The sequence below is a fragment of the Ornithinibacillus liuyingii genome (assembly GCF_055550225.1).
This window is the reverse complement of sequence record NZ_JBPWOS010000010.1, coordinates 156,463-178,383: the sequence shown is the minus strand read 5'-3', so window position 1 is coordinate 178,383 and position 21,921 is coordinate 156,463. Positions and strand designations below refer to the sequence as shown.

Sequence of the window (21,921 nt, the reverse complement as noted above, 5' to 3'; positions counted from 1 at the left end):
AGCGGAAAATTTTATAAAAAAAGTGAAACCTTTTTAGTTTTGATACGTAAGGTTTAATACCGCATCAGGCGGAGGTACATGGAATGGAATTGTTAATTAAAGATAAAATTAAACAGGTCAAAAAAGGGGATCAAGCTGCTTTTGAAGATGTTATCTTATTTTATCAGGATAAGATTTATCAACATTGCTATCGAATGCTAGGAAACGCACATGAGGCAGAGGATATTGCTCAGGAAGCTTTTATCCGTGCATATATAAATATCCACTCCTATGATGAACGTAGAAAATTCTCAACATGGTTATACAGAATTGCAACAAACCTAACCATTGATCGTTTACGAAAACGAAAACCCGATTATTATCTTGATGCGGAAGTAAAAGGCACTGATGGGTTGGATATGTACTCGCAATTAGCTGCAGATGAAAAGCTTCCAGAGGATCAATTAGAGGGGCTCGAACTTCAGAATTATATCCAAAAGCAAATTGCTGAGCTCCCAGCCAAGTATCGTAGTATAATAATGCTACGCTATTTAGAGGACTTCTCACTTCAAGAGATTAGTGAAATATTAGACATCCCGATTGGGACAGTAAAAACTAGAATTCATCGGGGGCGGGAAGCCTTACGTAAAAAGCTTCGTCATGTGTAAAAGGAGTGAATCCAGTTGGATTGTAATAAAGAAGCATTAGATTTAATGCATAAGCACTTAGATGGTGATATCTCGAGGGAAGAAGAAGCCCAGCTAATCAATCATCTAGAGGGCTGTATGGCGTGTCAAAAGCATCTCCATGAATTAAAAAGAACCATTACATTAATTCAAAGTACTGATAAAATGAGCGCGCCTGAGGGCTTTGCTAATAGGGTAATGCAGCAGCTACCTGTGGAGAAGAAACATGTGAGATACATGCGCTGGTTTAAGATGCATCCAGTATTAACCGCGGCAGCTATCTTTTTTGTCTTTATGTTTACTGGATTAATATCTGCATGGGAGCAAGATTCACAGCTTATGGTTTCTAACCCGGAAAATCTTATAATTGAAGGACATATGGTTATTGTACCGGAGGGAGTCACGGTAGAAGGTGACTTAGTTGTTCAAAATGGTAACTTGAAAATTGATGGAACGGTGAATGGGAATGTCACCTTAATCAATGGTAAGTTAGTCGAAGATAATGGACTAGATCAAAATGGTCTAATGGCTAATGCAGCAGGGGTTAATGGTGAGTTAAAAGAAGTGAATCGCATTTTTGAATGGGTATGGTACCATACGCAAAACGTCTTTAAAGGTATATTTTCAATGGAATAGTAAAAACCTGGTTTGTAGAACCGGGTTTTTTTATCATCAATAGGCGAGAAGATTCCCACCTCAAGGAATGAGAAGTGAGTAGGTGGGAGATGAATCGCCATCTCGATTGTTCGACTATTCAAGTGCTTACATTCTTTCTTTTCTCCCTGAAATGACCTATCCACCATGCAACATATGGTATAATAGTGGTATCGTGATACAGAAAGAGGTGAAAGCAATGCTCGTCAAAAAAGCCTATAAATTCCGTATCTATCCAACGAAAGAACAGAAAAGACAGATTACGAAAACCATCGGCAGTTCTCGTTTTGTCTTTAATCATTTTTTAGCAAAATGGAACGACACCTACAAACTAACAGGAAAAGGACTGACGTATAACGCTTGTTCTGCTCAATTACCTCAGTTGAAAAAAGAAGCAAGCTGGTTAAAAGAAGTAGGCAGCATTGCCCTCCAATCTCTACTCCAAAACCTCTCCGATGCCTTCTCCAGATTCTTCAAAAGGCAAAACAAAGCCCCACGATTTAAGTCCAAAAAGCATCCTGTTCAATCCTACACAACGAAGCAGACCAACGGAAATATCTCCATGGAAGGGAACAAAATCAAACTACCTAAATTAGGGATCGTTCGCTTTGCTAAAAGTCGTGAAGTAGAAGGTCGTATTCTCCATGCTACGGTAAGACGTAATCCAAGCGGAAAATATTTCATCTCTATTCTTGCAGAAACAGACGTACAACCATTAGCAAATACAGCATCAGCTATCGGAATCGACTTAGGCATCGCGGGCTTTGCGATTCTTTCTGATGGACAAAAGGTGGATAATCATCGGTTCACCGCTAAAATGGAAAAGAAATTAAAACGAGAACAACGCAAACTATCCAGACGTGCTTTGCATGCGAAAAACAATGGAATCGACTTACTTGATGCTAAAAACTATCAAAAACAAAAACGTAACGTTGCAAGGTTGTATGAAAAGTGATGAATCAACGTGCCGACTTTCTGAACAAGTTCAGTACAGCCATCATCAAAAACCACGATGTCATCTGTATCGAAGACTTGAACACGGAAGGAATGTTGCGCAATCATAAACTAGCAAAATCCATTTCAGATGTATCATGGTCGAGCTTTGTATCCAAACTAACATACAAAGCGAAATGGTACGACAAAACGATCGTGAAAATAAGTAGATGGTTTCCATCCAGTCAACTATGTTCTGCTTGTGGACATCACGCTGGCAAGAAGTCGCTTGAGGTAAGGGAATGGACTTGTCCAGCTTGTCACATGCATCATGATCGAGATGTCAATGCGAGTAAAAATATTCTAGCTGAAGGATTACGAATCGTAGCTTCGGCTTAAACCATCTATAAAACCGTAGGGACTACGGGGATAGCTTGGTAAAGAAGAGAAACCGCTGTTAGTTAAGAAATACCACGAACAAGTACGCTCTGTTCCCAAGAATCCCCCACTTCAAACATCCTGAAAGGAGGTTAAGTGGGGGTAGTTCAATACGTTCTTAGGGAAAACCAAAGGTATAGCTACTAGCCGAATTATGGAAAATGAGACTAGCTAAAAAACGTATCGCGATATAAAATATGGTATAATGGAAACGGTATTTTCGCAGAAACTGTTACATATGGGCGTTAATATCAGTTGTTATCTGACTACACAATAGATTCAGTTAATGAAGACGGGAAGAGAATTCGATGTATAAAAGGAAGTGTAGACATGCCTAATGGGGATTTTGGTATATTAGACCTACTAAGAATAGGCGTAGATATAGGTCTCGTCTGGTATGTTCTATATAAACTAATCATGTTAATACGAGGAACAAAGGCAATTCAATTATTAAAAGGTATTGTCGTTGTTTTTGTTGTTCGTTTGCTCAGTATGCTATTTGAATTACAAACATTAATGTGGGCAACTGACCAGATAATTTCTTGGGGTTTTATTGTGATTATTATTTTATTCCAGCCGGAGCTTAGAAGAGCTCTAGAGCAAATTGGGAGAGGTAATCTTTTCTCCAGAAGTATGAAATCCGAAGAAGAAAAGTTTGAAAAAATGGTCACCGATATTGTTCATGCTTGTAATTATATGGCCAAACGCCGCATAGGAGCATTGATTACTATAGAACGCGAGACGGGTATCGGAGAATATATTGAAACAGGGATACCGATTAATGGGAAATTAACGCATCAACTATTAACAAATATTTTTACACCGAATACTCCGCTTCATGATGGTGCAGTCATTATCAAAGATGATGAAATAGTTGCAGCGGCTTGTTACCTCCCGTTATCTGAAAGTCCTTTTATTTCAAAGGAGTTAGGTACCAGACATAGGGCTGCAATGGGTATTAGTGAAGTAACTGATGCGCTAACCATCGTTGTATCAGAAGAAACTGGTGGTATATCTGGTACGAAAAATGGAGAGCTTCGCAGAGAGTTAAGCCAAGATGGATTAAGAGATTTCTTACTCGAAAATTTAACTCCTAGCCATCGTGCTTCCGAGAGAAAGACTTGGAAGATAAGGGGGAAAAAGCGTGGATAATTGGTTCAGAAGCAAATGGTTTATCCGAGGTATTTCTTTAGGCTTCGCGATATTGTTATACGTTTTTGTTTCTATTGAAGAGGCTGATACATCCAATGAAAGTCTTATCCCCAATCTCTTCGGTGGATCATCACAAACAGAAACTTTAACGGGGGTTCCATTAGACATCCTGATAGATAGTGAACAATATGTTGTTAGTGGTGTTCCAGAAAGTGTAACCGTCTCATTAGAAGGTCCTGCCAGTGCGTTAACTCCAATTGTGAGACAACGTAACATAGAGCTTTTCGTTGACCTTAGAGATTTGACTGAGGGAGAGCATGAAGTAGAAATTGAATATGATAATGTGCCAAATCAATTATCTGTCTATATTGAACCGAAAACCATTACTGTATTCATTGAAAAACGAGCATCCAATGAATTTAATGTTAGTGTCGATTTTATTAATGAAGATAAACTCCCTGAAGGTTACCAGATAGGAGCATATGAATTAAACACGAACACAGTCAAGGTGACAAGCTCAAAGGAAATTATTGAACGAATTGCCATTGTCAAAGTGTATGTGGATGTTGCCGGTTTAACAGAATCAATTAACAATCGGGAAGTACCAGTCAATGTCTACGATAGCCAAGGAAATGAACTTGCCGTTAGAGTTGATCCGGCAACGGTTGTGATCTCTGCTGAAATTGAGAATCCGAGTAAAAGTGTACCAGTAAGTGTCGCAACAACAGGAGAACTACAAGAGGGTTATTCCATGGTATCTATGGAACCTAAAGTGGAAGAAGTTGAAGTGTTTGCAGTTACTGATATATTAGATAATCTAGATGAAATCAAGACAGAACCAATTGATCTTTCTGAATTAACCAAATCAGGAACCATTAAGGTTGGACTAGCTCTACCAGATCGTGTGTTACCCTCTGATGTAAATGAAATAGAGATAGAGATACAATTAGAGCAAACCAAAACAATAGATGAGGTTCCGATTGAGGTGGACAATCTTGCAGATGGGTATAACCATAGATTAATTGAGCCGAATGAATCGCAGCTAAGTATAACTGTGACAGGAAATGAACAAGATGTTAGAGACTTAAGTGCGGAAGACTTTCGAATAACTATCGATGCAAGTGGTCTAGAAACGGGAAGAAATACCGTACCATTAGAAATAGAAGGTCCGGAAAATGTTACTGTGGAAACAGAAGTGAAAGAGGTCGTCATTGAAATAGAGGAAGTTTAGTATAGAAGCGATTAATCTCGTATCGTACTTAAATAACGTCCAGGAAGTAAGGATGTAAAGGAGAGGTACAAAAAAATGGGTAAATATTTTGGAACTGATGGTGTAAGAGGTGTTGCTAATAAGGAATTAACACCTGAACTAGCATTTAAATTAGGAAGATTTGGTGGTTATGTATTAACCAAGGAAACAACAAAACCAAGAGTTTTAATTGGCCGAGACACACGTATATCAGGAACCATGCTAGAGGGCGCTTTAGTCGCTGGATTATTATCGATTGGTGCAGAGGTAATGCGTTTAGGCGTCATCTCAACGCCAGGTGTTGCATATTTAACGAAGGCAACAAGTGCTCAAGCAGGTATTATGATCTCTGCTTCACATAATCCAGTAGAGGATAATGGCATTAAATTCTTCGGACCAGATGGATTTAAGCTATTAGATGAGCAAGAAGAGGAAATTGAGAAACTATTGGATGAAGAAGATACTCTACCACGTCCTGTTGGTGCAGATGTTGGTGTAGTTGCAGATTATTTTGAAGCGGGACATAAATATCTTTCTTTCTTAAAAGAATCCATTGATAATGATTTTGTAGGCTTACAAATTGCATTAGATTGTGCGCACGGTGCTACTTCTAGTTTAGCAACACATTTATTCGCAGATTTAGAAGCAGATATTTATACAATTGGTGCTTCTCCTGATGGATTAAATATTAATGCTGGTGTAGGTTCTACACATCCAGAGACTTTACAAGCATTTGTAAAGGAAAAGGGTGCGGATATTGGGCTAGCGTTTGATGGCGATGGTGACCGTTTAATTGCAGTTGATGAGAAAGGTAATATAGTTGACGGTGACCAGATTATGTTCATTTGTGGTAAATATATGAAGGAGAAAGGCTTCCTCCGCCATAATACCATTGTGTCTACCGTGATGAGTAATATCGGCTTCTATAAAGCATTAGAAGAACATGGTATGAGCAGTGAGAAGACCGCTGTAGGAGACCGCTATGTGATGGAAGAAATGAGAAAAGGCGGATACAACCTTGGTGGTGAGCAATCTGGACATATTATTTTCCTAGATTATAGTACAACTGGGGATGGCTTATTATCAGCTATTCAACTTGTTAACGTCATGAAAGAAACGGGTAAACCTTTATCTGAATTAGCAAGTGAAATGACTATTTACCCACAAGTATTGAAAAATGTAAGAGTAACCGATAAAGAAAAAGCATTGAACGATCCTACAATCAAACAAGAGATTGAAAAGGTTGAAGAAGCCTTAGGAAATAATGGTCGAGTTCTGGTTAGACCATCTGGAACGGAACCACTAGTTCGTGTCATGGTGGAAGCACCAACAAAAGAAGAATGTGAAACATATACAGATCAAATCGCTCAAGTAATTGAAAATTTACTTGGTATTAAATAGTAATGGAAAAAACTACTCTCAGGTTGAGGGTAGTTTTTTTGCATGTAATAAAAAATTCCGTCCGCATGGGAAAAAGTACAGCCCAATCAACTGTCAGATTGTTAGAAATGCGTTATACTATTCTTAGGAATTTAAATTTACAGTTTTTATATTGAGGGGGAGAAATATGATAAACTTTCCGAAGCCAACCGTAGAACAGTTTTTGCGTACGTATGTTATTAATAATTTTGCAATTAGTAAAGATGAGACACGGCTTATATTTAACACAAACTTAAATGGGAAAATGAATCTATGGGCAATGAATCTTCCAGATACATATCCGTATTTGTTTGCTCAGAAGGATCAAACAGCTAATTTCATTAAGGTTGATCCAGAAGGACGTTATGTCTTAACTGGTTATGATTATGATGGAGATGAGAACTACCAAATTTACGCTGTCCCTAGTGAAGGTGGTATGCCGCAGGAATTAATTACGGGTGAACCGAATGAAAAATACTATTTTGCTCATTTAAGCGATGATGGAAAACGGCTTTATTATGTAACATCTGAAGGAAATCCGAACTTCTTAAATACGCGTGTTCGTAACTTAGAAGACAATACAGATACGTTGCTACATGAAGGGGAAGATGGTTCTACTTATTTGGCAGGCGTATCAGAGAAGGAAGATGTTTTCGTTTATATGCGTCTATTTGCAAACACATATATTCAACTGTTTGTGAAAGAAGGCGATCAAATCGTACATTTAACACCAGATCCGGAAAAGGTTCATGTAGCAACTGGCCCGGTGTTTGTTGGGGATAAAGATATCTATTTCACGACGAACTTTGAAGAAGAATATAGTTATGTAGCCAAATTTAACCTGGATTCTAAAACGTTTGACAAAGTCCTTCAAATTGACAATGAGAGCATTGATCATATCGAATATGATAAGGAAAATAACTACCTTTACGTTGTAACGGAAAAGGGCGTAGAAGATATTTTATACCGTTATGATTTAGGTGCAAATAAATTAGAGAAGCTATCGACTCCATTTGATGTCGTGGAAAAATTATTTGTTACAAAAGCTGGCAATTTATATGTGCTTGGTCGTACTGCAACAATTCCATTTAACATTTACAAATCAACCGATGGTACTAATTGGGAAGCCTTAACTAATAATCGTGTACTCGGTGTGAGTCAGGAAGACATGGTAGAGCCTGAGGTCGTCACTTATAAATCATTTGATGGAATGGAAATAGAGGCATTATTGTTCCGGGCCAACCCAGAAAATGATAATGGGCATACTATTTTTTGGCCACATGGTGGTCCACAAGCATCAGAACGTAAAATGTTCCGTGCTATGTTCCAAAGTGCATTAAATCGTGGATATACGATATTTGCCCCTAACTTCCGAGGTAGCACTGGCTATGGTTCTTCCTTTGTCAAGCTGGTGGAACAAGATTGGGGACATGGTCCGCGATTAGATTGTGTAGCGGGAATTGAATGGCTATTTGAAAATAATATAACAGATCGTGATAAGTTGTTCCTTGTTGGAGGAAGCTATGGTGGCTATATGGCGTTACTATTACATGGTCGCCACCCAGAGTATTTCAAAGCGGTAGTAGACATCTTTGGTCCGTCTGACTTGTTTACTTTCGTCAACTCGGTCCCTCCACATTGGAAACCAATGATGGAGCGTTGGTTAGGAGATCCAGAACGTGATAAGGAACGTTTTGTTAAAGATTCTCCAATCACCTATCTCGAGTCCATGGTGAAGCCAATGCTTGTTATTCAAGGTGCGAAAGACCCTCGTGTTGTGAAGGAAGAATCAGATCAGATTGTAGAGAAGCTAAGAGGATTAGGTAGAGAAGTCGAATACCTTGTTTTAGAAGATGAGGGGCACGGATTCTCTAAGAAAGAAAATGAAATAAAAGTATATAATGTAATGCTTGATTTTCTTGAAAAGCATCAAGGTTAGGGAAATAAAGGACACATGGGAGATGATAATCCATGTGTCCTTTACTTGTTAACAATTAACTTTTTGTGACATATACTATTTACATGTCACCTTTTTCAATGTTTATGATTGACCAATGATAGTAATATCTTGTAAAATAAGTTGGTATCTTATCTTTGGTGAATTTTTGCCAAGAATAGGGTGACTAATAACGAAATAGTTAGGAGGGTAGAGGTAAATAATAATAAAGCGCCTGGACTATTTTCTGAACGGGAAAAAGAAAATAGTTGACGAGGATGAAGGTTATCGAGATTTATCGGCGGGTGCCTTCCGGTTGCACACTCCAGTCGTTATGCTTTTTTCGAAAAACAATAGGGCGACCTATTGCACAAAGGAAAAGGGTAGAGTGTTATAAAAAAACAGACTAAAAAACACGAGAAAGGGGCAATAAAACGCCCCAAAGAATTTTAAATGAAATCCTTTCATGGTCGTTTGTTGCCCCTACGAGGAGGAACAACTACTAATGTGTGGAATTGTAGGATATATCGGACAACAGGATTCTAAAGAAGTATTATTAAATGGACTTGAAAAATTAGAGTATCGCGGATATGATTCTGCGGGTATTGCGGTTTTAAATGAAAGTGGTTTAAACCTATTCAAAGTAAAAGGCCGTATCGCTGCTCTAAGAGAATCAGTAGATGAGTCTATTCACGCAACAATGGGGATTGGTCATACACGCTGGGCGACACATGGAGAACCAAGTGTAAACAATGCTCACCCACATCAAAGCACCAATGGAAGATTTACGCTTGTGCATAACGGTGTTATTGAGAACTATTTGGATTTAAAGCGTGAATATCTGCAAGATGTTACATTTAAGAGTGAAACAGATACGGAAGTTATTGTCCAATTAATTGAGAAGTTTTATGAAACAACTCAAAGTACGTTAGAAAGCTTCCGCCAAGCAATGGAGCTATTAAAGGGTTCTTATGCAATTGCGATGATCGACAATGAAGATCGTGATACACTTTATGTTTCTAAAAATAAAAGTCCTTTATTAGTTGGATTAGGTGAAGGGTTTAATGTGGTAGCAAGTGATGCTATGGCTACATTAAAGGTAACAGATCAATATCTTGAAATTCATGATAAAGAGATCGTTATTGTAAAACGTGAATCTGTATCTATCCAACAGCTTGATGGAACGGTTTTAGAACGTAATCCTTATACAGCATTAATTGATGCGAGCGATATCGAAAAAGGTACGTACCCACACTTTATGCTTAAAGAAATTGATGAACAGCCAATTGTTATGCGCAAAATTATCAAAGAATACCAAAACGAAGATAATGAGCTTAAATTGGATGAAGACATCCGTGCAGCAATGAAGGCTTGTGATCGCATTTATATCATTGCGGCTGGAACTAGCTACCATGCTGGACTTGTGGGCAAAAGCTTAATTGAAAAAATCGCGAAGATTCCAGTAGAGGTACATGTCTCTAGTGAGTTTTCATATAACATGCCATTGCTATCAGAAAAACCATTATTTATCTTCATTTCTCAAAGTGGAGAAACAGCAGATAGCCGTACGGTACTAGTTAAAATTAAAGAAATGGGATATCCAGCACTAACGATTACCAATGTGCCAGGATCCACCCTTTCTCGTGAAGCGGATTACACATTACACCTACATGCAGGTCCTGAGATTGCGGTTGCATCTACAAAAGCATACACTGCGCAGATTGCGGTATTAGCAATCTTAGCTGTAGATACGGCACATGCTAAAGGTATTACATTAGACTTTGACCTAATGCAAGAGCTTGCCATTGTTGCCAATGCGATGGACGTATTAACTGCACAAAAAGAAGAGCTTGAACAGTTAACTAAAGATTATTTAGAAACAACTCGTAATGCATTCTTCATTGGTCGTAGCTTGGATTATTTTGTTTCCTTAGAGGGATCATTAAAGCTAAAAGAAATTTCCTATATCCAAGCAGAAGGTTTTGCAGGTGGAGAATTAAAACACGGAACTATTGCATTAATTGAAAAAGGTACACCAGTTATTGCGGTTTCAACACAGGAGAATGTTAATTATTCTATTCGCGGAAATGTTCAAGAAGTTGTGGCACGTGGTGCAAACGCCCTTATCATTAGCATGAAGGGTCTTGAGCAAGATGATGATGCATTTGTCATCCCGACTGTACATGAATTATTAACACCACTTGCAACAGTAATTCCATTACAAATTATTGCTTATTATGCAGCCCTACACCGTGGAGCTGATGTTGATAAGCCACGTAACTTGGCTAAGAGTGTTACGGTGGAGTAGGAAGGATTTTAGTTGGAAATCTTGTTGTGAATGTCCAGTAACATTATAGTTGGTAAATTTACATTATAGTTCGTACATTTACATTATAGTTAGTAAATTTACAATAAAGTTGGTAAATTTCAATAAAGTGGTTAGCAACATTTTTTAACCCTCTGTTCTAAAATAGGAACAGAGGGTTTTTTTGTACAGTTACATTAGTGTAGTATGAAAATAAAGTTCAGTACTTGATAAAAAAGTGCTAAACTTCAAAAAAGAACTATAGACAAAGGTAAAAGTTAAACTTCAAACTTTATATCTTTTCACCCTCTGCCCTTAAATTGGACAGAGGTTTTTTCTTTGAGTTAAGAATTGGATCTTTATGTTAAAATACATATAACATTTAGAAGAATAAGTACTTAAACTACGAGGCAGTTTAGTTGAATAAGAAATAACAAAAGTAATGAGTATTTACTTTAAAATAAGATTAAACGGGGGTTTATATGCGAAAAATTTATCTAGATAGAACAGCATTCTCTGGAGCCATAGGTGTTAATTTAGAAGATACTGAGATTATATCAGCAGGAACAACCATTAATTCAATGGGTGTTCATGATAGAAATGAAGAGTATCAAACATACGCTAATGATTATGATATTCAAGTTATCTTTGACGATGATATTCCACATTTAGAGTTTTTTACGGTTCCACATGTAGATATTATGGCAATAGATAGTAAAGGAGGATTTGTTGGAATTGTTTATCAACAGTGTGATTCGGAAAGTGATGCACCAATTTGTTATATCAATAGGGATTTAGAGTGCTTTATAATTTCTGAAAACGTAGAAGATTTTCTGAGTAATATAGGAACATGGCAAGACAACATGAAACCCTATGATAAAATTACCGTTTATCGTTCAAAAGCAGAAGCAGAAACTGAACTAGAATTTATCGATTTGTCTGACATTCTTCCATTATTATAAATTCTTCTTGAACTAAAGGATGCGTTAGTTGAAGAAACATTAATAGAAAAAAGTGTTTAGTTTTGTGAAACTCAAGCATTTTTTTCTGTCTTTCGCTTCATATTACATGATCTACTGATTTCGTAGAGGTCGGTTGATTACTCTGTTTTCTTATGTTCGACAAATAGACTCCAATCAACGTTATAATTCCTCCAATTATTGCATAAGTAGTAGGAAGTTCACCAAGCCAGATCCATGCTATAAGAAAAGCGACAACTGGGGTTAAATAGAGAGAACTTGTTGCTTCTGATGCTCCTGTTCGTGAGGTAATATACGCTAAAGTAAAGTAAGGAATAACCGTTGGGAAAATTCCCAGATAAATAACCACTAGTGTTATATCTATGGGAGCATTAACAATTGCCTCTCCAAGACCTGGTGAAAATATCATCATGAAAATAGTACCTGACCAAATCGTGTACATTGTAAAAGGAACAAAACCATATCTTTTTAGATAAGCATTCTGAAAAACAAAGTAAATACTTTCTGAAAGGGATGCAACTAAAACTAGGATAATTCCGATATTTAAAGTAAAACTTTCAGTTATTCCACCTAAAGAAATAAATGCCACGCCAGAAAATCCAATTAATGAACCTATCCACCGCCAGAATCCATACTTCTCATGGAAAAAGAGCAAAGACAACAAAGCTGTGAATAAAGGTGTTGTTGAAACTAATAAACTAGCAACTCCAGCACTAATCGTTTGTTCCCCATAATTTAGTGCTGTCTGATAGACCGAAAATCCTAAAAAACCAAGTAATAAAATTATTGGTACATCTTTTAGTTCTGGTAAACGAATTCCTTGAATAACCGCAAGAAGAATCAATATTAATGATCCAATTAGTAATCGTAAGAGGGATAGATGCTCGGGTGAATAAGCAGTCAGTGCAGCTCTTATCCCAGGGAATGCTGATGCCCACAAAATAATTGTAATCAAATGAGCAGAAGTAAGCTTTAAATCTAAAGATTTTATCATAAATACACCTCATTCTATGTCTTAATCCAACCAGTTGGTTTTGATAGTTCTCATTTTAGTATGACTTTGGTAAAATGTATTCAACAGGTTGAATAGAAAAAAACCAACCACTTTGAACTTGGTTGTTGAAAAGGGGTACATATGAAAAAGCCAAAATACCAATTGATTGTTGATTTTATAAAAGACAAAATTTCCAAGGGTGAGTGGGCAATAGGTAGTCGGATCCCAAGTCAACGTCATCTAGCAAAAATGTTTGATGTTAATCGAAGTACAGTCATAACAGCATTAGAAGAACTAATGGCAGACGGACTGATCGAAGGAATAACGGGAAAAGGGACTGTTGTTACCAATAACACTTGGACTTTGATGGGAAACCAATCCTCAACCAATTGGAATGAGAACGTCACTTTAGGTATTCATAAACCGAGTGTTTCAACGGTACAGAAGATCAATGAAGCTGAATCTAATAATAATCTGATTCAATTAAGTAAAGGAGAATTATCACCAGAGATGTTCCCTTTAGAAGAAATGCGATCCGTTGTACAAAAGGTTTCAAATCAATTGACCCCCTTTGGATATGAAGAACCAAAGGGAAATATAAAGTTACGCCGAGCAATTAGTGATTACCTAAAAATAAGAGGAATAGACGTATCTCCGTCATCCATTCTTGTGGTATCAGGTGCACTTCAGGCTTTACATCTTATTTCAATAGGACTTCTGCAAAGAGGATCAACTATATTTTTAGAAGTGCCATCTTACCTTTACTCATTGACTGTTTTTCAGTCTGTGGGGATGGAGCTAGAAGGATTACCAATGGATAAGGAAGGAATTAAGGTAGATTCAATCTATCAGACAAAAGAAAAAGGAAAAAGTATTTTATATACCATTCCTACCTTTCATAATCCAACAGGCACGTTAATGCAGAAGAAAAGAAGGAAGGAACTCATTGAATACTGTGAAAGAGAACAGCTTCCTGTTATTGAAGATGATGTATATCGTGATTTATGGATGGATACCACGCCACCAGAACCATTAAAAGCAATGGATCATTATGGAAATGTGTTATATCTTGGTAGTTTGTCGAAAACATTAAGTCCTGGTTTACGAATTGGATGGGTAGTTGGATCTGAATCCGTTATTAACCGATTAGCTGATTTAAAAATGCAATCGGATTATGGATCAAGCACATTGTCTCAGCTCGTGGCAACGGAGTGGTTATCCAGTGGGTTATATGATCAACATCTTGAAAATGTAAGAGGAACAGCTTAAAGTTCGGAGAAGAACGGCTTTAGAATCTTTGAACAAGCATTTAAGATACCATGCAACATGGGAAGTCCCAACAGGTGGCTTCTTCATTTGGATTAAGATAAAACCTACTTTTAAGGTGAAAAGATTATTTGATAAAGCATTATCCAAAGGTATTCTTCTTAATCCTGGCAGTATTTATGCAGAACGGTTAGGGCAGTTTGTACGATTATCTTTCGGGTTTGCTTCCCTAGATGAAATTAAAACAGGTATATTTCAGTTAAGTCAAATCATTAAAAATCAATAAGGACAGGAATTACTTTACAAAGTGATATTAAACTAAAGGGTGCTTTAGTTTAACAAGATAATAAAAATAATACGGTTTTAAATTACAGGTTTGGTTAATAAAGGTAACTTAGTATAGAACATTTTTTTAATGTCTATTTAATGGAGTTCCAATAACTGTAAAAAGAGTGTATAACTTTATTATGATATCGCTCTGGATTAGGAACTGTATTATACGCTAGTAAAGAATTCTAGTATAGAACTATTATTTCATGTAACACTTGTTGTAGATGTCCAGTAACATTATAGTTGGTAAATTTACAATAAAGTTGGTAAATTTCAATAAAGTGGATAGCAACATTTTTTAACCCTCTGTTCTAAAATAGGAACAGAGGGTTTTTTATATGGTTACTTTGTTGTGATTTATTATCTTAAAATTTATGGGAGTTAATTGTTGATGAAACTAAAAATTGGACATTTATGTTAAAATACATATAGTATTCTGAATATTAAGTACTAGAACTAATAGGGCAGTTTAGTTGAAGAGGCAATAAAATTGTTAGAATACGTTTAGGAGGGGTTATTTTGCAATATTTTATCGGAATTGTTCCACCAGATTCCTATAAAGAGAAGGTAGCAACATTTCGAGGCAACTGGACAACCCATTGGATTAATAAAGCGGTAGAGCCCCATATTACATTAAAGGCTCAAGGTGGATTGACTCCTGACGAAAAGTGGATTTCTAAGGTTAAAAAGCTTTGTGAGATAATCGAACCTTTTCATATAACAATTGGAAAACCAAAGTTTTTCTTTGATAATATTCTTTATTTAAGTATTGAATCAGACGAACTTACCGCTTTGCATAAAAAATTGGTTCAAACTATCGCTCCAAGTCCTGAGTTAATCAAGCGGTACTTTGAGATGGACGATTTTATACTTTAGGAAAAACATATTATGGTATGTCAACGGAAGAACTTCAAGATATGGCAAGATTGGGGGGAGAAAAAATTACTCCATATCCTACGTTTAAAGTAGACTTTATTAGGATCTATCGAGAAATTGAACCGCAGATTTATGAAAAGTATATAGACATACCTTTAAATCACTAAATGACCTTATTCAACTAACGGGAGCTTTAATACAATAATGAGATCGTCGCAGTGGCGGTCTTTTTTACTAAAGGGACAGGTTAGTGGAAACAAGGTAATAGAACAAATGGGGGATTGAATAATCGATGAAACAAGAAATTTTCGATGTACAGACTAAAGCACAATTAAAGGTATTGGATGAAATTAGTACAATTTTTGAGAATCTCGATGCAGATTTTTGGTTACGTGGAGGTTGGGCAATTGATTTCATGCTTGGTAAGGTTACCCGACCACATAGTGATATTGATATACAAACATGGATAACAAATAGAGAGCGATTAGAGGCTGTACTTCTACAGGCTGGTTATGAACAAGTACCTGTCGGAGAGGAGTTTCGTAATAGACAATCTGATTTTCTTAAGGATAATGTAGTTGTTACTTTTGGATACTTGACATACGACGTGAATGGCAACCTTATTATGAATGGTTTACCAGAATGGGTATGGCGAGATGATTCCCTTTTGCCGCATTATTTTCAATTACACGGAATAAAAGCAAAAGTCCTGCATCCAAAACAGTTATTGGAAGAAAAGAAAATCTATAAAGAAATTGGTCGACCATATAGAAAAAAGGATGAAGAAAGTAAAAGGATATTGTATCAAATAATATCCGATTTAGATTAAGTATGTGAAAAAGTGTACTTTAAAGTAAAGGCTGCGTTAATTTAAGAAGGATTAACGCTTATATTATGTTTTACTAAAGGGGCAGAATCCTTGAAGAAGGGGTATTTATTTGTTCAAAGAGTTTAATTGTAGAAATTATTTGGGGGTGCTTTTTTGAAAAGGGTATTAATATTAATTTTACTTGTTGTGACTTTGGGAGCTTGTAGTCAGCAAGAGAATGATACCTCTGGAGAAAGACACGAAGGTATCATTGTTGACATTGAGAAGAATACTTTTGGTGAAATAATGTACATCGTATTATCTTTGCCAAGTGTGGAAGACATTGATATTTCGAGTAAAACAAGAGAGGAACTAATTGATCTTGCACAAGAAAATGATGGTGTGTTCTACCACCTTAACCAAAAAGAATATGAAGAATTAGATTTAGAAATAGGCAAACGAATTGTTGGCTATTATAGTTCTGTTGGAGAATCAGATCCACCTGTATTGTTTACCGATAAAATAGAGGTATTTTCACAATAGTTATGATGACTTTATTAAACAAACGGATGCAAGAGTTGAGTATAGATTTTAAATCCCGTACTGGCTTAATAGGGACATTTAAATCCCTTTTTGGGAACATATATATATAATTACAGTTCTAATTTACTTTTTCTTTTTTCCATATTTACTATTTCCCAACCTTTTTCCGTCTTTCCTAGTATGACTTTCATGTTTGTTCCATCTGGTATTCTATAGAATAGATAACCACCAAAGGCCCATTGAAAAAATTAGTATTTCTCTCACAAACTTTAGTTTAACAAGATAATATAAATAATACGGTTTTAAATTACGAGGTAGGTTAATAAAGGTAACTTAGTATAGAATATTTTAATGTCTATTAATGAAGTTCCAATAAATGTGAAAAGAGTATATAACCTTATTTATGATATCGCTATTAAGGCTATTCAAACATAGTAAGAGGAAAATAGTAAACTTCATTAGCTATCGGTGCGTTAGTTTAAGATGATTAATGTGTACTGTATTAAAGGAGTAGGTTAACTCAAGTAGAGTTCTTAAAGGCTTGGTAATACAAAAAAGACATTCTTGAAAAGTAGAATGTCTTGTATTGTTTCCTTACATTTAATGTTTACTATTTAATTTCTCGTTATCTTTAACATCATTTACTACATTTTCAATGGTTACATTTTCTAGAGTCTTCTCCAATGCAGTTTGAGCACTTATGAAGTGTGGTACAATTATATTTTGAATATTCCTTCCGACGCTACAATCAGGATTTGGATTTTCGTGAATGCTAAACAACTCGTTGTCCTTGACAACATTAACGGCTTTATAAACATCAAGCAATGTAATATCGGATAAATCCCTTGCGAGTTCTGCCCCTGCAATACCAGGTTGTACTTTTATTAATCCTGCTTTTTTAAGCATCCCCATAATCTTTCTAATTACGGCTGGGTTCGTGTTAACACTTCTAGCTATATATTCAGATGAACTTACTCCATCTTTATCTATTTCAATTAGAGTTAATATATGAATTCCAACGGAGAATCTGCTGCTGATGGACATCTTCGGTCACCTTCCTTCTTTCCTTACTCTTATTAAAATTAATTAGTTCATCATGTAATTCGTTCGATTACAAGTATATTATAACTTAAAAGATTAATCATATTGAAAAATAGTTTTTATTGTTGACATTCAATTGAAATGTAACTACAATGATTACAGGTAATCGAATCGGTTACAACTAAATTTGTCAATGCAGGAGGTCTATAAAATGAAAATTGGAATCATTGGTGCAAGTGGAAAAGCAGGTAACCTAATTTTGAAGGAAGCAGTTAGTCGGGGACATGAAGTTACGGCTATCGTTAGGGATAAGTCAAAACTCAAAGACACGAATGTAGCTGTGATTGAAAAAGATATACTAGATCTTACACAAGATGACATTAAAAATTTTGAAGTAGTTGTAAATGCTTTTGGTGCTCCAATCGGTGAAGAGCAAGCACACGTTGATGCAGGTCATGCTTTAATCGAAGCATTAAAGGGAACAGATACTAGAGCAATTATTGTAGGTGGAGCTGGAAGTCTGTTCGTCGATGAAAATAAAACCGTTAGGGTTATGGAAACAGCTGAATTTCCAGATTTGTTTAAGCCAACAGCTAAAGGACAAGCGCGAAACTTGCAAGAATTACAGGAAACATCCGATATTACATGGACATTTTTAAGTCCCTCAGCGGAATTCGATGCTGACGGAAAAAGAACTGGATCCTATCAATCAGGAAATGACCAACTTCTATTTAATTCAAAAGGTGAAAGCTATATAAGCTATCAAGATTACGCAATTGCGGTTTTAGATGAAATTGAAAATCCTAAGCACATTAATGAAAGATTTACTGTTGTTGGAGAAATGTAACTTTCGATGCTTCAGAGAAGAAATTTCTCATAGGAAAGACATTAACAAATGTGATTAAAAAGCGGAATCACAAAGTTAATGTCTTTTCTTTTGGTTTCTTAATTGTTTTTAGATTACAAAATGGGGACAGATAGTATTCAACTGAATAGATTGAACACCTAAATACGATTCAGTATTAAAAAAATTAGGTTTTCCTTTGAGGGAATGACGGCTTACCTTGATCATCACGATATTGACGCCTTCTTAGAATTATTAGAGAAGCAAAAAACTAACAGAGAAAAAATAAATGAACTAGAACGAGTTAAGCTTAGATTTCAAAATCGTCTTAACGAATAAGAGTTAAAGGGAGGAGTCAAAAGTAGGGGAGTACTAAAGTGAAAAATAGGTTAGCAAGATATTTGCTAGCCTATCCACCTTATTTGTACTGATTTGGCCACGAAGTCTTATAACAAATCATCTAAATTCGTATCTGAATGAATAGCGATAAGAATGACAGATTTTGTGTCTCCAATATTTTTTACCATATGAGGAACACTTGCATTCCAGCTAAAAGAATCGCCTTGTTCTGCGATAATAGAATCTTCTCCTTGTTCAGCAAGTACTCTTCCTTCTAGTACTAAATGAACCTCCTCTCCTTCGTGTGCGTGGGGTTCTTCTTCTCCAATGGCAAATCCAGGTGGAGATTCAACGATCATCATTCGTAATGGTCCTTTTGAGGTTATATACTCTATGTTTAAATGGTTTAATGATGAGGTTCTTCTCTCATTTTTTCGAACGACACGCATGTGCTGTTTCTTTTCTAGCAATAAATAAGGTAGAGGCACCTTCAGAAACTCAGCAATGTTATTAAGTGTATTTATAGAAGGTGATGTATTGTTATTTTCAATGTTGCTAATAAATCCTTTTGAAAGCCCTGTGCCTTCACACATTTGCGCGATAGTAATTTTTTTCCTTTTTCTAATATTACGTATTTTAGTCCCTATATCCATCCTAATCACCCCCATAAGTTTTCCTATATGAAACTAATAGTAGCAAAATCATTGACAGACTACAAGTCCCTTGTTAACATATTGAAAACAAATATTCTTATAAGTAAACAGAGGTAGTATTTTTTGCGCTAATGTTTCCTAATATGAATATTTGTTTAGTATTAGATTTCGATTTACGTTTAATAAGGGTAAATCTTACTGTATAGAACGTTTTAAGAAAGAGGTGGCATGTAGGGATACAACATTAACTTGTTAGTAAATAAGATATTGAAAATATATTACTTTAGGAGGAACTAAAATGATAAATAAACAAGATATTGGTGCGCTGTTACTACGAGTGGTTTTAGGAGTTATTTTTATTGGACATGGTGTAAGTAAATTTCAAGATGGTATTGGAAGCATTGCTGGATGGTTTGATAGCATTGGATTGCCTGGATTCTTAGCTTATATAGTAGCAAGCATTGAGTTGATTGGTGGGATTGCGATGCTCATTGGTTTGGGCACACGTGTCGTAGGTGGACTTTTTGTCTTAGTGCTTTTAGGAGCAATTGTGAAAGTACAATTAGCTACAGGCTTTATTGGAGGTTACGCGTACGATCTTGCTTTACTGGCAATATCTGCATATTTCTTATTAAACGGAAGTAAGCTATATTCTTTAGATTATTATATTTCAAAGGCAAAAAACAAATAATAAAAGGGCTCAGACCTATCAGGAGATAAAAATGAAAAATATGAAGATTATTTCGGTAATTATTATTTTATCTATTGTAGTAGCACTTTTTTTATTTGTTAAAAAAGAAGGGCGCGACGAAGAGATGAGTTTGGAAACTTATACAGGGGTTATGGAACCTAGAATTGGTTATGTAGAGCTACAAGTCTCGGACATAGACCGTTCAATATCATTCTATCAGGAATTAATAGGGTTTCAAGTGTTAGAGAGGGAAGAAAAAACAGCAATACTGACAACAGATGGAAGTGTCCCGCAGCTTGTATTAAAAGAGGAGGAATCGTTTGTTGAGCGTCCATATAGATCTACTGGTCTATACCACTTCGCAATCGTCGTTCCTACTAGAGAGGATTTGGCTTTATCCTTAGTACACCTATTGGAAGCTGGGTATCCATTACAGGGTGCTTCAGACCATCAATATAGCGAAGCGGTCTACCTAGCAGATCCTGACCATAACGGGATAGAAATATATGTCGATAGAGATTCTAATCAGTGGGAAAGAGACGGTAAGGGTGGTTATGTCGGGGGGACAGCGCAATTAGATGTTGAGGATTTATTCTCTGAAATAAAGGGAAGTACATGGAGTGGATTACCTAACGGAACAAGAATAGGTCATGTGCATTTACAGGTATCAGATATAGAGGAGTCCGAAACATTTTATGTGGAAGCACTTGGACTTGATATTGTGGCTAAGGATACTCATATGCTTTTTGTATCCAAAGATGCATACCACCATCATATAGGAATGAATATTTGGTCAGGGAAGGGTTTACCTGCACCTCCAGAAAATGCATTAGGCTTAAAGTATCTTACCCTTCATTTTACGGAAGAAGAGTATAACCGAGCAAAAGGAAATTTAGATCGATTAGGATTTAAGTATAATGATGACAACAAAGAAATGTTGATCAAAGACCCTTCTGGAAACACCATAAAAATTATTATAAAAAACTAATTAGATGGTTTCCACTCTCTTATAATGAAAAAGTTATGATCAATTAGTTACAAACTAATATGTCCGTGAACAATCTTGTGGTATTTATATAAAGTAGCGAAGCTTTACCCCTTTGGATAATTTCATCTAAGGGGGTGTTTTTTGAGCTAAGCACTGAAAGATTAGCAATTAGGCCGTTTTTGAGAACTTTTTTACAATAAAAACGTGAAAAAGCGTTTGACTTTGTGCTACTAAATCCCCTGTTAGTTCAACAAGACTTATCCGTTATTATCAGTATTAGCAAAGTTATTCCTGTTATTTTTATACCAGTCCAATGCCTTTATTTCTATTTCTCTAGCAAGGCGTTCCTTACCGTTTATATATGATTGAATATCATAGGGAAACTGTTGTGCTAATTTGTCTTTTAACTCACCATAACGGTTCTTTACATCTGGATGCCTTTGCAAGTAGTCTCGAAAAGCCAGGTGTCGTTTTATTTCATAACTTCCAACCTGATAAATATGTACATGATGGGAGCGTTTGTCTCCGCCCTTTTGGAAGTATCTTCTTCCGGGTATTCCGTTCTCACCTTTAGGCTTATATCCAATCTCTTGCATCTCCTGATTGTATTTGTCAACGTTGTTAATGTCTCTTACAACAGGCATTATGTCTATTATTGGTTTTGCCTTTAGCCCCGGAACAGATGTACTACCAATATGATGAATAGCTATAATTTCATCTCCATAAATGAGTTTCAGTTTTTCCACTTCTTCTAAAAACATGGCAGGCCATTTTTCACTATATGAACACACTTCGACCTTTCTCACGGTTCACACTT

General features: G+C 36.1%; 18 protein-coding genes and 2 pseudogenes. 16 read left to right on the top strand and 4 right to left on the bottom strand.

All coding sequences use genetic code 11. The features are described 5' to 3' along the window. The first annotated feature begins 83 nt into the window (after positions 1 to 83). The 9 genes and pseudogenes from sigW (at position 84) to ACSKT4_RS14700 (ending at position 11,713) form a co-directional block, all read left to right on the top strand. Positions 84 to 647: an RNA polymerase sigma factor SigW gene (gene sigW, locus ACSKT4_RS14740; RefSeq protein WP_186869423.1), complete on the top strand. Its 564-nt coding sequence runs from the start codon at positions 84 to 86 to the stop codon at positions 645 to 647. Positions 648 to 662: 15 nt separating this feature from the next. Further along, the gene (locus tag ACSKT4_RS14735) at positions 663 to 1,301 is read left to right on the top strand and encodes a zf-HC2 domain-containing protein (protein ID WP_186869424.1); all 639 of its coding nucleotides are present in this window, start codon (positions 663 to 665) and stop codon (positions 1,299 to 1,301) included. Positions 1,302 to 1,518: 217 nt separating this feature from the next. Continuing rightward, a pseudogene (gene tnpB, locus ACSKT4_RS14730) lies at positions 1,519 to 2,651 on the top strand (IS200/IS605 family element RNA-guided endonuclease TnpB). A 369-nt stretch (positions 2,652 to 3,020) separates the two neighbouring features. After that, complete coding sequence (cdaA, locus tag ACSKT4_RS14725; RefSeq protein ID WP_186869425.1) at positions 3,021 to 3,842, top strand: diadenylate cyclase CdaA; 822 nt, start codon at positions 3,021 to 3,023, stop codon at positions 3,840 to 3,842. Beyond that, positions 3,835 to 5,073, top strand: coding sequence for a CdaR family protein (locus ACSKT4_RS14720; RefSeq protein WP_465823633.1), 1,239 nt, complete (start codon positions 3,835 to 3,837; stop codon positions 5,071 to 5,073). The genes cdaA and ACSKT4_RS14720 overlap by 8 nt, the downstream gene beginning before the upstream one ends. 75 nt (positions 5,074 to 5,148) lie before the next feature. Then, entirely contained in the window at positions 5,149 to 6,492 is a 1,344-nt protein-coding gene (glmM, locus tag ACSKT4_RS14715) for a phosphoglucosamine mutase (RefSeq protein WP_211742243.1), read from the top strand. A 166-nt stretch (positions 6,493 to 6,658) separates the two neighbouring features. Continuing rightward, positions 6,659 to 8,449 carry an alpha/beta hydrolase family protein gene (locus ACSKT4_RS14710; RefSeq protein ID WP_211742244.1) on the top strand — a complete coding sequence of 597 codons (1,791 nt, stop codon included), beginning with the start codon at positions 6,659 to 6,661 and terminating at the stop codon, positions 8,447 to 8,449. A gap of 502 nt (positions 8,450 to 8,951) precedes the next feature. After that, a complete protein-coding gene (glmS, locus tag ACSKT4_RS14705) occupies positions 8,952 to 10,754 on the top strand; it encodes a glutamine--fructose-6-phosphate transaminase (isomerizing) (protein ID WP_211742245.1) in 1,803 nt (600 codons plus the stop codon). A 479-nt stretch (positions 10,755 to 11,233) separates the two neighbouring features. Beyond that, complete coding sequence (locus ACSKT4_RS14700; RefSeq protein ID WP_186869430.1) at positions 11,234 to 11,713, top strand: hypothetical protein; 480 nt, start codon at positions 11,234 to 11,236, stop codon at positions 11,711 to 11,713. Between the two features lie 97 nt (positions 11,714 to 11,810). Here the strand turns inward: ACSKT4_RS14700 and ACSKT4_RS14695 are convergent, their stop codons facing one another. Then, positions 11,811 to 12,725: a DMT family transporter gene (locus ACSKT4_RS14695; protein WP_186869431.1), complete on the bottom strand. Its 915-nt coding sequence runs from the start codon at positions 12,723 to 12,725 to the stop codon at positions 11,811 to 11,813. Between the two features lie 141 nt (positions 12,726 to 12,866). On the opposite strand from ACSKT4_RS14695, the pseudogene pdxR reads away from it, so the two are divergent. The 4 genes and pseudogenes from pdxR (at position 12,867) to ACSKT4_RS14675 (ending at position 16,548) form a co-directional block, all read left to right on the top strand. Then, positions 12,867 to 14,277, top strand: a pseudogene (gene pdxR / locus ACSKT4_RS14690) (MocR-like pyridoxine biosynthesis transcription factor PdxR). 563 nt (positions 14,278 to 14,840) lie between these two features. Then, positions 14,841 to 15,197, top strand: coding sequence for a 2'-5' RNA ligase family protein (locus ACSKT4_RS14685; protein ID WP_255488104.1), 357 nt, complete (start codon positions 14,841 to 14,843; stop codon positions 15,195 to 15,197). Between the two features lie 292 nt (positions 15,198 to 15,489). Beyond that, positions 15,490 to 16,026, top strand: a complete 537-nt coding sequence (locus ACSKT4_RS14680) for a nucleotidyltransferase domain-containing protein (RefSeq protein WP_186869433.1) — start codon at positions 15,490 to 15,492, stop codon at positions 16,024 to 16,026. 153 nt (positions 16,027 to 16,179) lie between these two features. Continuing rightward, positions 16,180 to 16,548: a hypothetical protein gene (locus tag ACSKT4_RS14675; protein ID WP_186869434.1), complete on the top strand. Its 369-nt coding sequence runs from the start codon at positions 16,180 to 16,182 to the stop codon at positions 16,546 to 16,548. 600 nt (positions 16,549 to 17,148) lie between these two features. On the opposite strand, the gene ACSKT4_RS14670 is transcribed toward ACSKT4_RS14675, so the two are convergent. Beyond that, a complete protein-coding gene (locus ACSKT4_RS14670) occupies positions 17,149 to 17,592 on the bottom strand; it encodes an Rrf2 family transcriptional regulator (protein WP_186869435.1) in 444 nt (147 codons plus the stop codon). Between the two features lie 208 nt (positions 17,593 to 17,800). On the opposite strand from ACSKT4_RS14670, the gene ACSKT4_RS14665 reads away from it, so the two are divergent. Next, positions 17,801 to 18,436 carry an NAD(P)-dependent oxidoreductase gene (locus ACSKT4_RS14665; RefSeq protein WP_186869436.1) on the top strand — a complete coding sequence of 212 codons (636 nt, stop codon included), beginning with the start codon at positions 17,801 to 17,803 and terminating at the stop codon, positions 18,434 to 18,436. A gap of 443 nt (positions 18,437 to 18,879) precedes the next feature. Here ACSKT4_RS14665 and ACSKT4_RS14660 read toward each other — a convergent pair whose 3' ends face one another. Continuing rightward, positions 18,880 to 19,425: a helix-turn-helix domain-containing protein gene (locus tag ACSKT4_RS14660; RefSeq protein WP_186869437.1), complete on the bottom strand. Its 546-nt coding sequence runs from the start codon at positions 19,423 to 19,425 to the stop codon at positions 18,880 to 18,882. A gap of 298 nt (positions 19,426 to 19,723) precedes the next feature. Here ACSKT4_RS14660 and ACSKT4_RS14655 point away from each other — a divergent pair, with 298 nt between their 5' ends. Both ACSKT4_RS14655 and ACSKT4_RS14650 read left to right on the top strand, forming a co-directional pair. Beyond that, the gene (locus ACSKT4_RS14655; protein WP_222619010.1) at positions 19,724 to 20,116 is read left to right on the top strand and encodes a DoxX family protein; all 393 of its coding nucleotides are present in this window, start codon (positions 19,724 to 19,726) and stop codon (positions 20,114 to 20,116) included. A 31-nt stretch (positions 20,117 to 20,147) separates the two neighbouring features. Further along, positions 20,148 to 21,104 carry a VOC family protein gene (locus tag ACSKT4_RS14650; RefSeq protein ID WP_186869438.1) on the top strand — a complete coding sequence of 319 codons (957 nt, stop codon included), beginning with the start codon at positions 20,148 to 20,150 and terminating at the stop codon, positions 21,102 to 21,104. A 257-nt stretch (positions 21,105 to 21,361) separates the two neighbouring features. Here ACSKT4_RS14650 and ACSKT4_RS14645 read toward each other — a convergent pair whose 3' ends face one another. Beyond that, positions 21,362 to 21,910 carry a GrpB family protein gene (locus ACSKT4_RS14645; protein ID WP_186869439.1) on the bottom strand — a complete coding sequence of 183 codons (549 nt, stop codon included), beginning with the start codon at positions 21,908 to 21,910 and terminating at the stop codon, positions 21,362 to 21,364. Positions 21,911 to 21,921: the final 11 nt, after the last annotated feature.

Excerpts from the sequence above, each read along its gene's own strand:
- sigW (WP_186869423.1), top strand. The coding sequence starts at position 84 with ATGGAATTGTTAATTAAAGATAAAATTAAACAGGTCAAAAAAGGGGAT.
- cdaA (WP_186869425.1), top strand. The coding sequence starts at position 3,021 with ATGCCTAATGGGGATTTTGGTATATTAGACCTACTAAGAATAGGCGTA.
- glmM (WP_211742243.1), top strand. The coding sequence starts at position 5,149 with ATGGGTAAATATTTTGGAACTGATGGTGTAAGAGGTGTTGCTAATAAG.
- ACSKT4_RS14710 (WP_211742244.1), top strand. The coding sequence starts at position 6,659 with ATGATAAACTTTCCGAAGCCAACCGTAGAACAGTTTTTGCGTACGTAT.
- glmS (WP_211742245.1), top strand. The coding sequence starts at position 8,952 with ATGTGTGGAATTGTAGGATATATCGGACAACAGGATTCTAAAGAAGTA.
- ACSKT4_RS14700 (WP_186869430.1), top strand. The coding sequence starts at position 11,234 with ATGCGAAAAATTTATCTAGATAGAACAGCATTCTCTGGAGCCATAGGT.
- ACSKT4_RS14695 (WP_186869431.1), bottom strand. The coding sequence starts at position 12,725 with ATGATAAAATCTTTAGATTTAAAGCTTACTTCTGCTCATTTGATTACA.
- ACSKT4_RS14680 (WP_186869433.1), top strand. The coding sequence starts at position 15,490 with ATGAAACAAGAAATTTTCGATGTACAGACTAAAGCACAATTAAAGGTA.
- ACSKT4_RS14670 (WP_186869435.1), bottom strand. The coding sequence starts at position 17,592 with ATGTCCATCAGCAGCAGATTCTCCGTTGGAATTCATATATTAACTCTA.
- ACSKT4_RS14665 (WP_186869436.1), top strand. The coding sequence starts at position 17,801 with ATGAAAATTGGAATCATTGGTGCAAGTGGAAAAGCAGGTAACCTAATT.
- ACSKT4_RS14660 (WP_186869437.1), bottom strand. The coding sequence starts at position 19,425 with ATGGATATAGGGACTAAAATACGTAATATTAGAAAAAGGAAAAAAATT.
- ACSKT4_RS14655 (WP_222619010.1), top strand. The coding sequence starts at position 19,724 with ATGATAAATAAACAAGATATTGGTGCGCTGTTACTACGAGTGGTTTTA.
- ACSKT4_RS14650 (WP_186869438.1), top strand. The coding sequence starts at position 20,148 with ATGAAAAATATGAAGATTATTTCGGTAATTATTATTTTATCTATTGTA.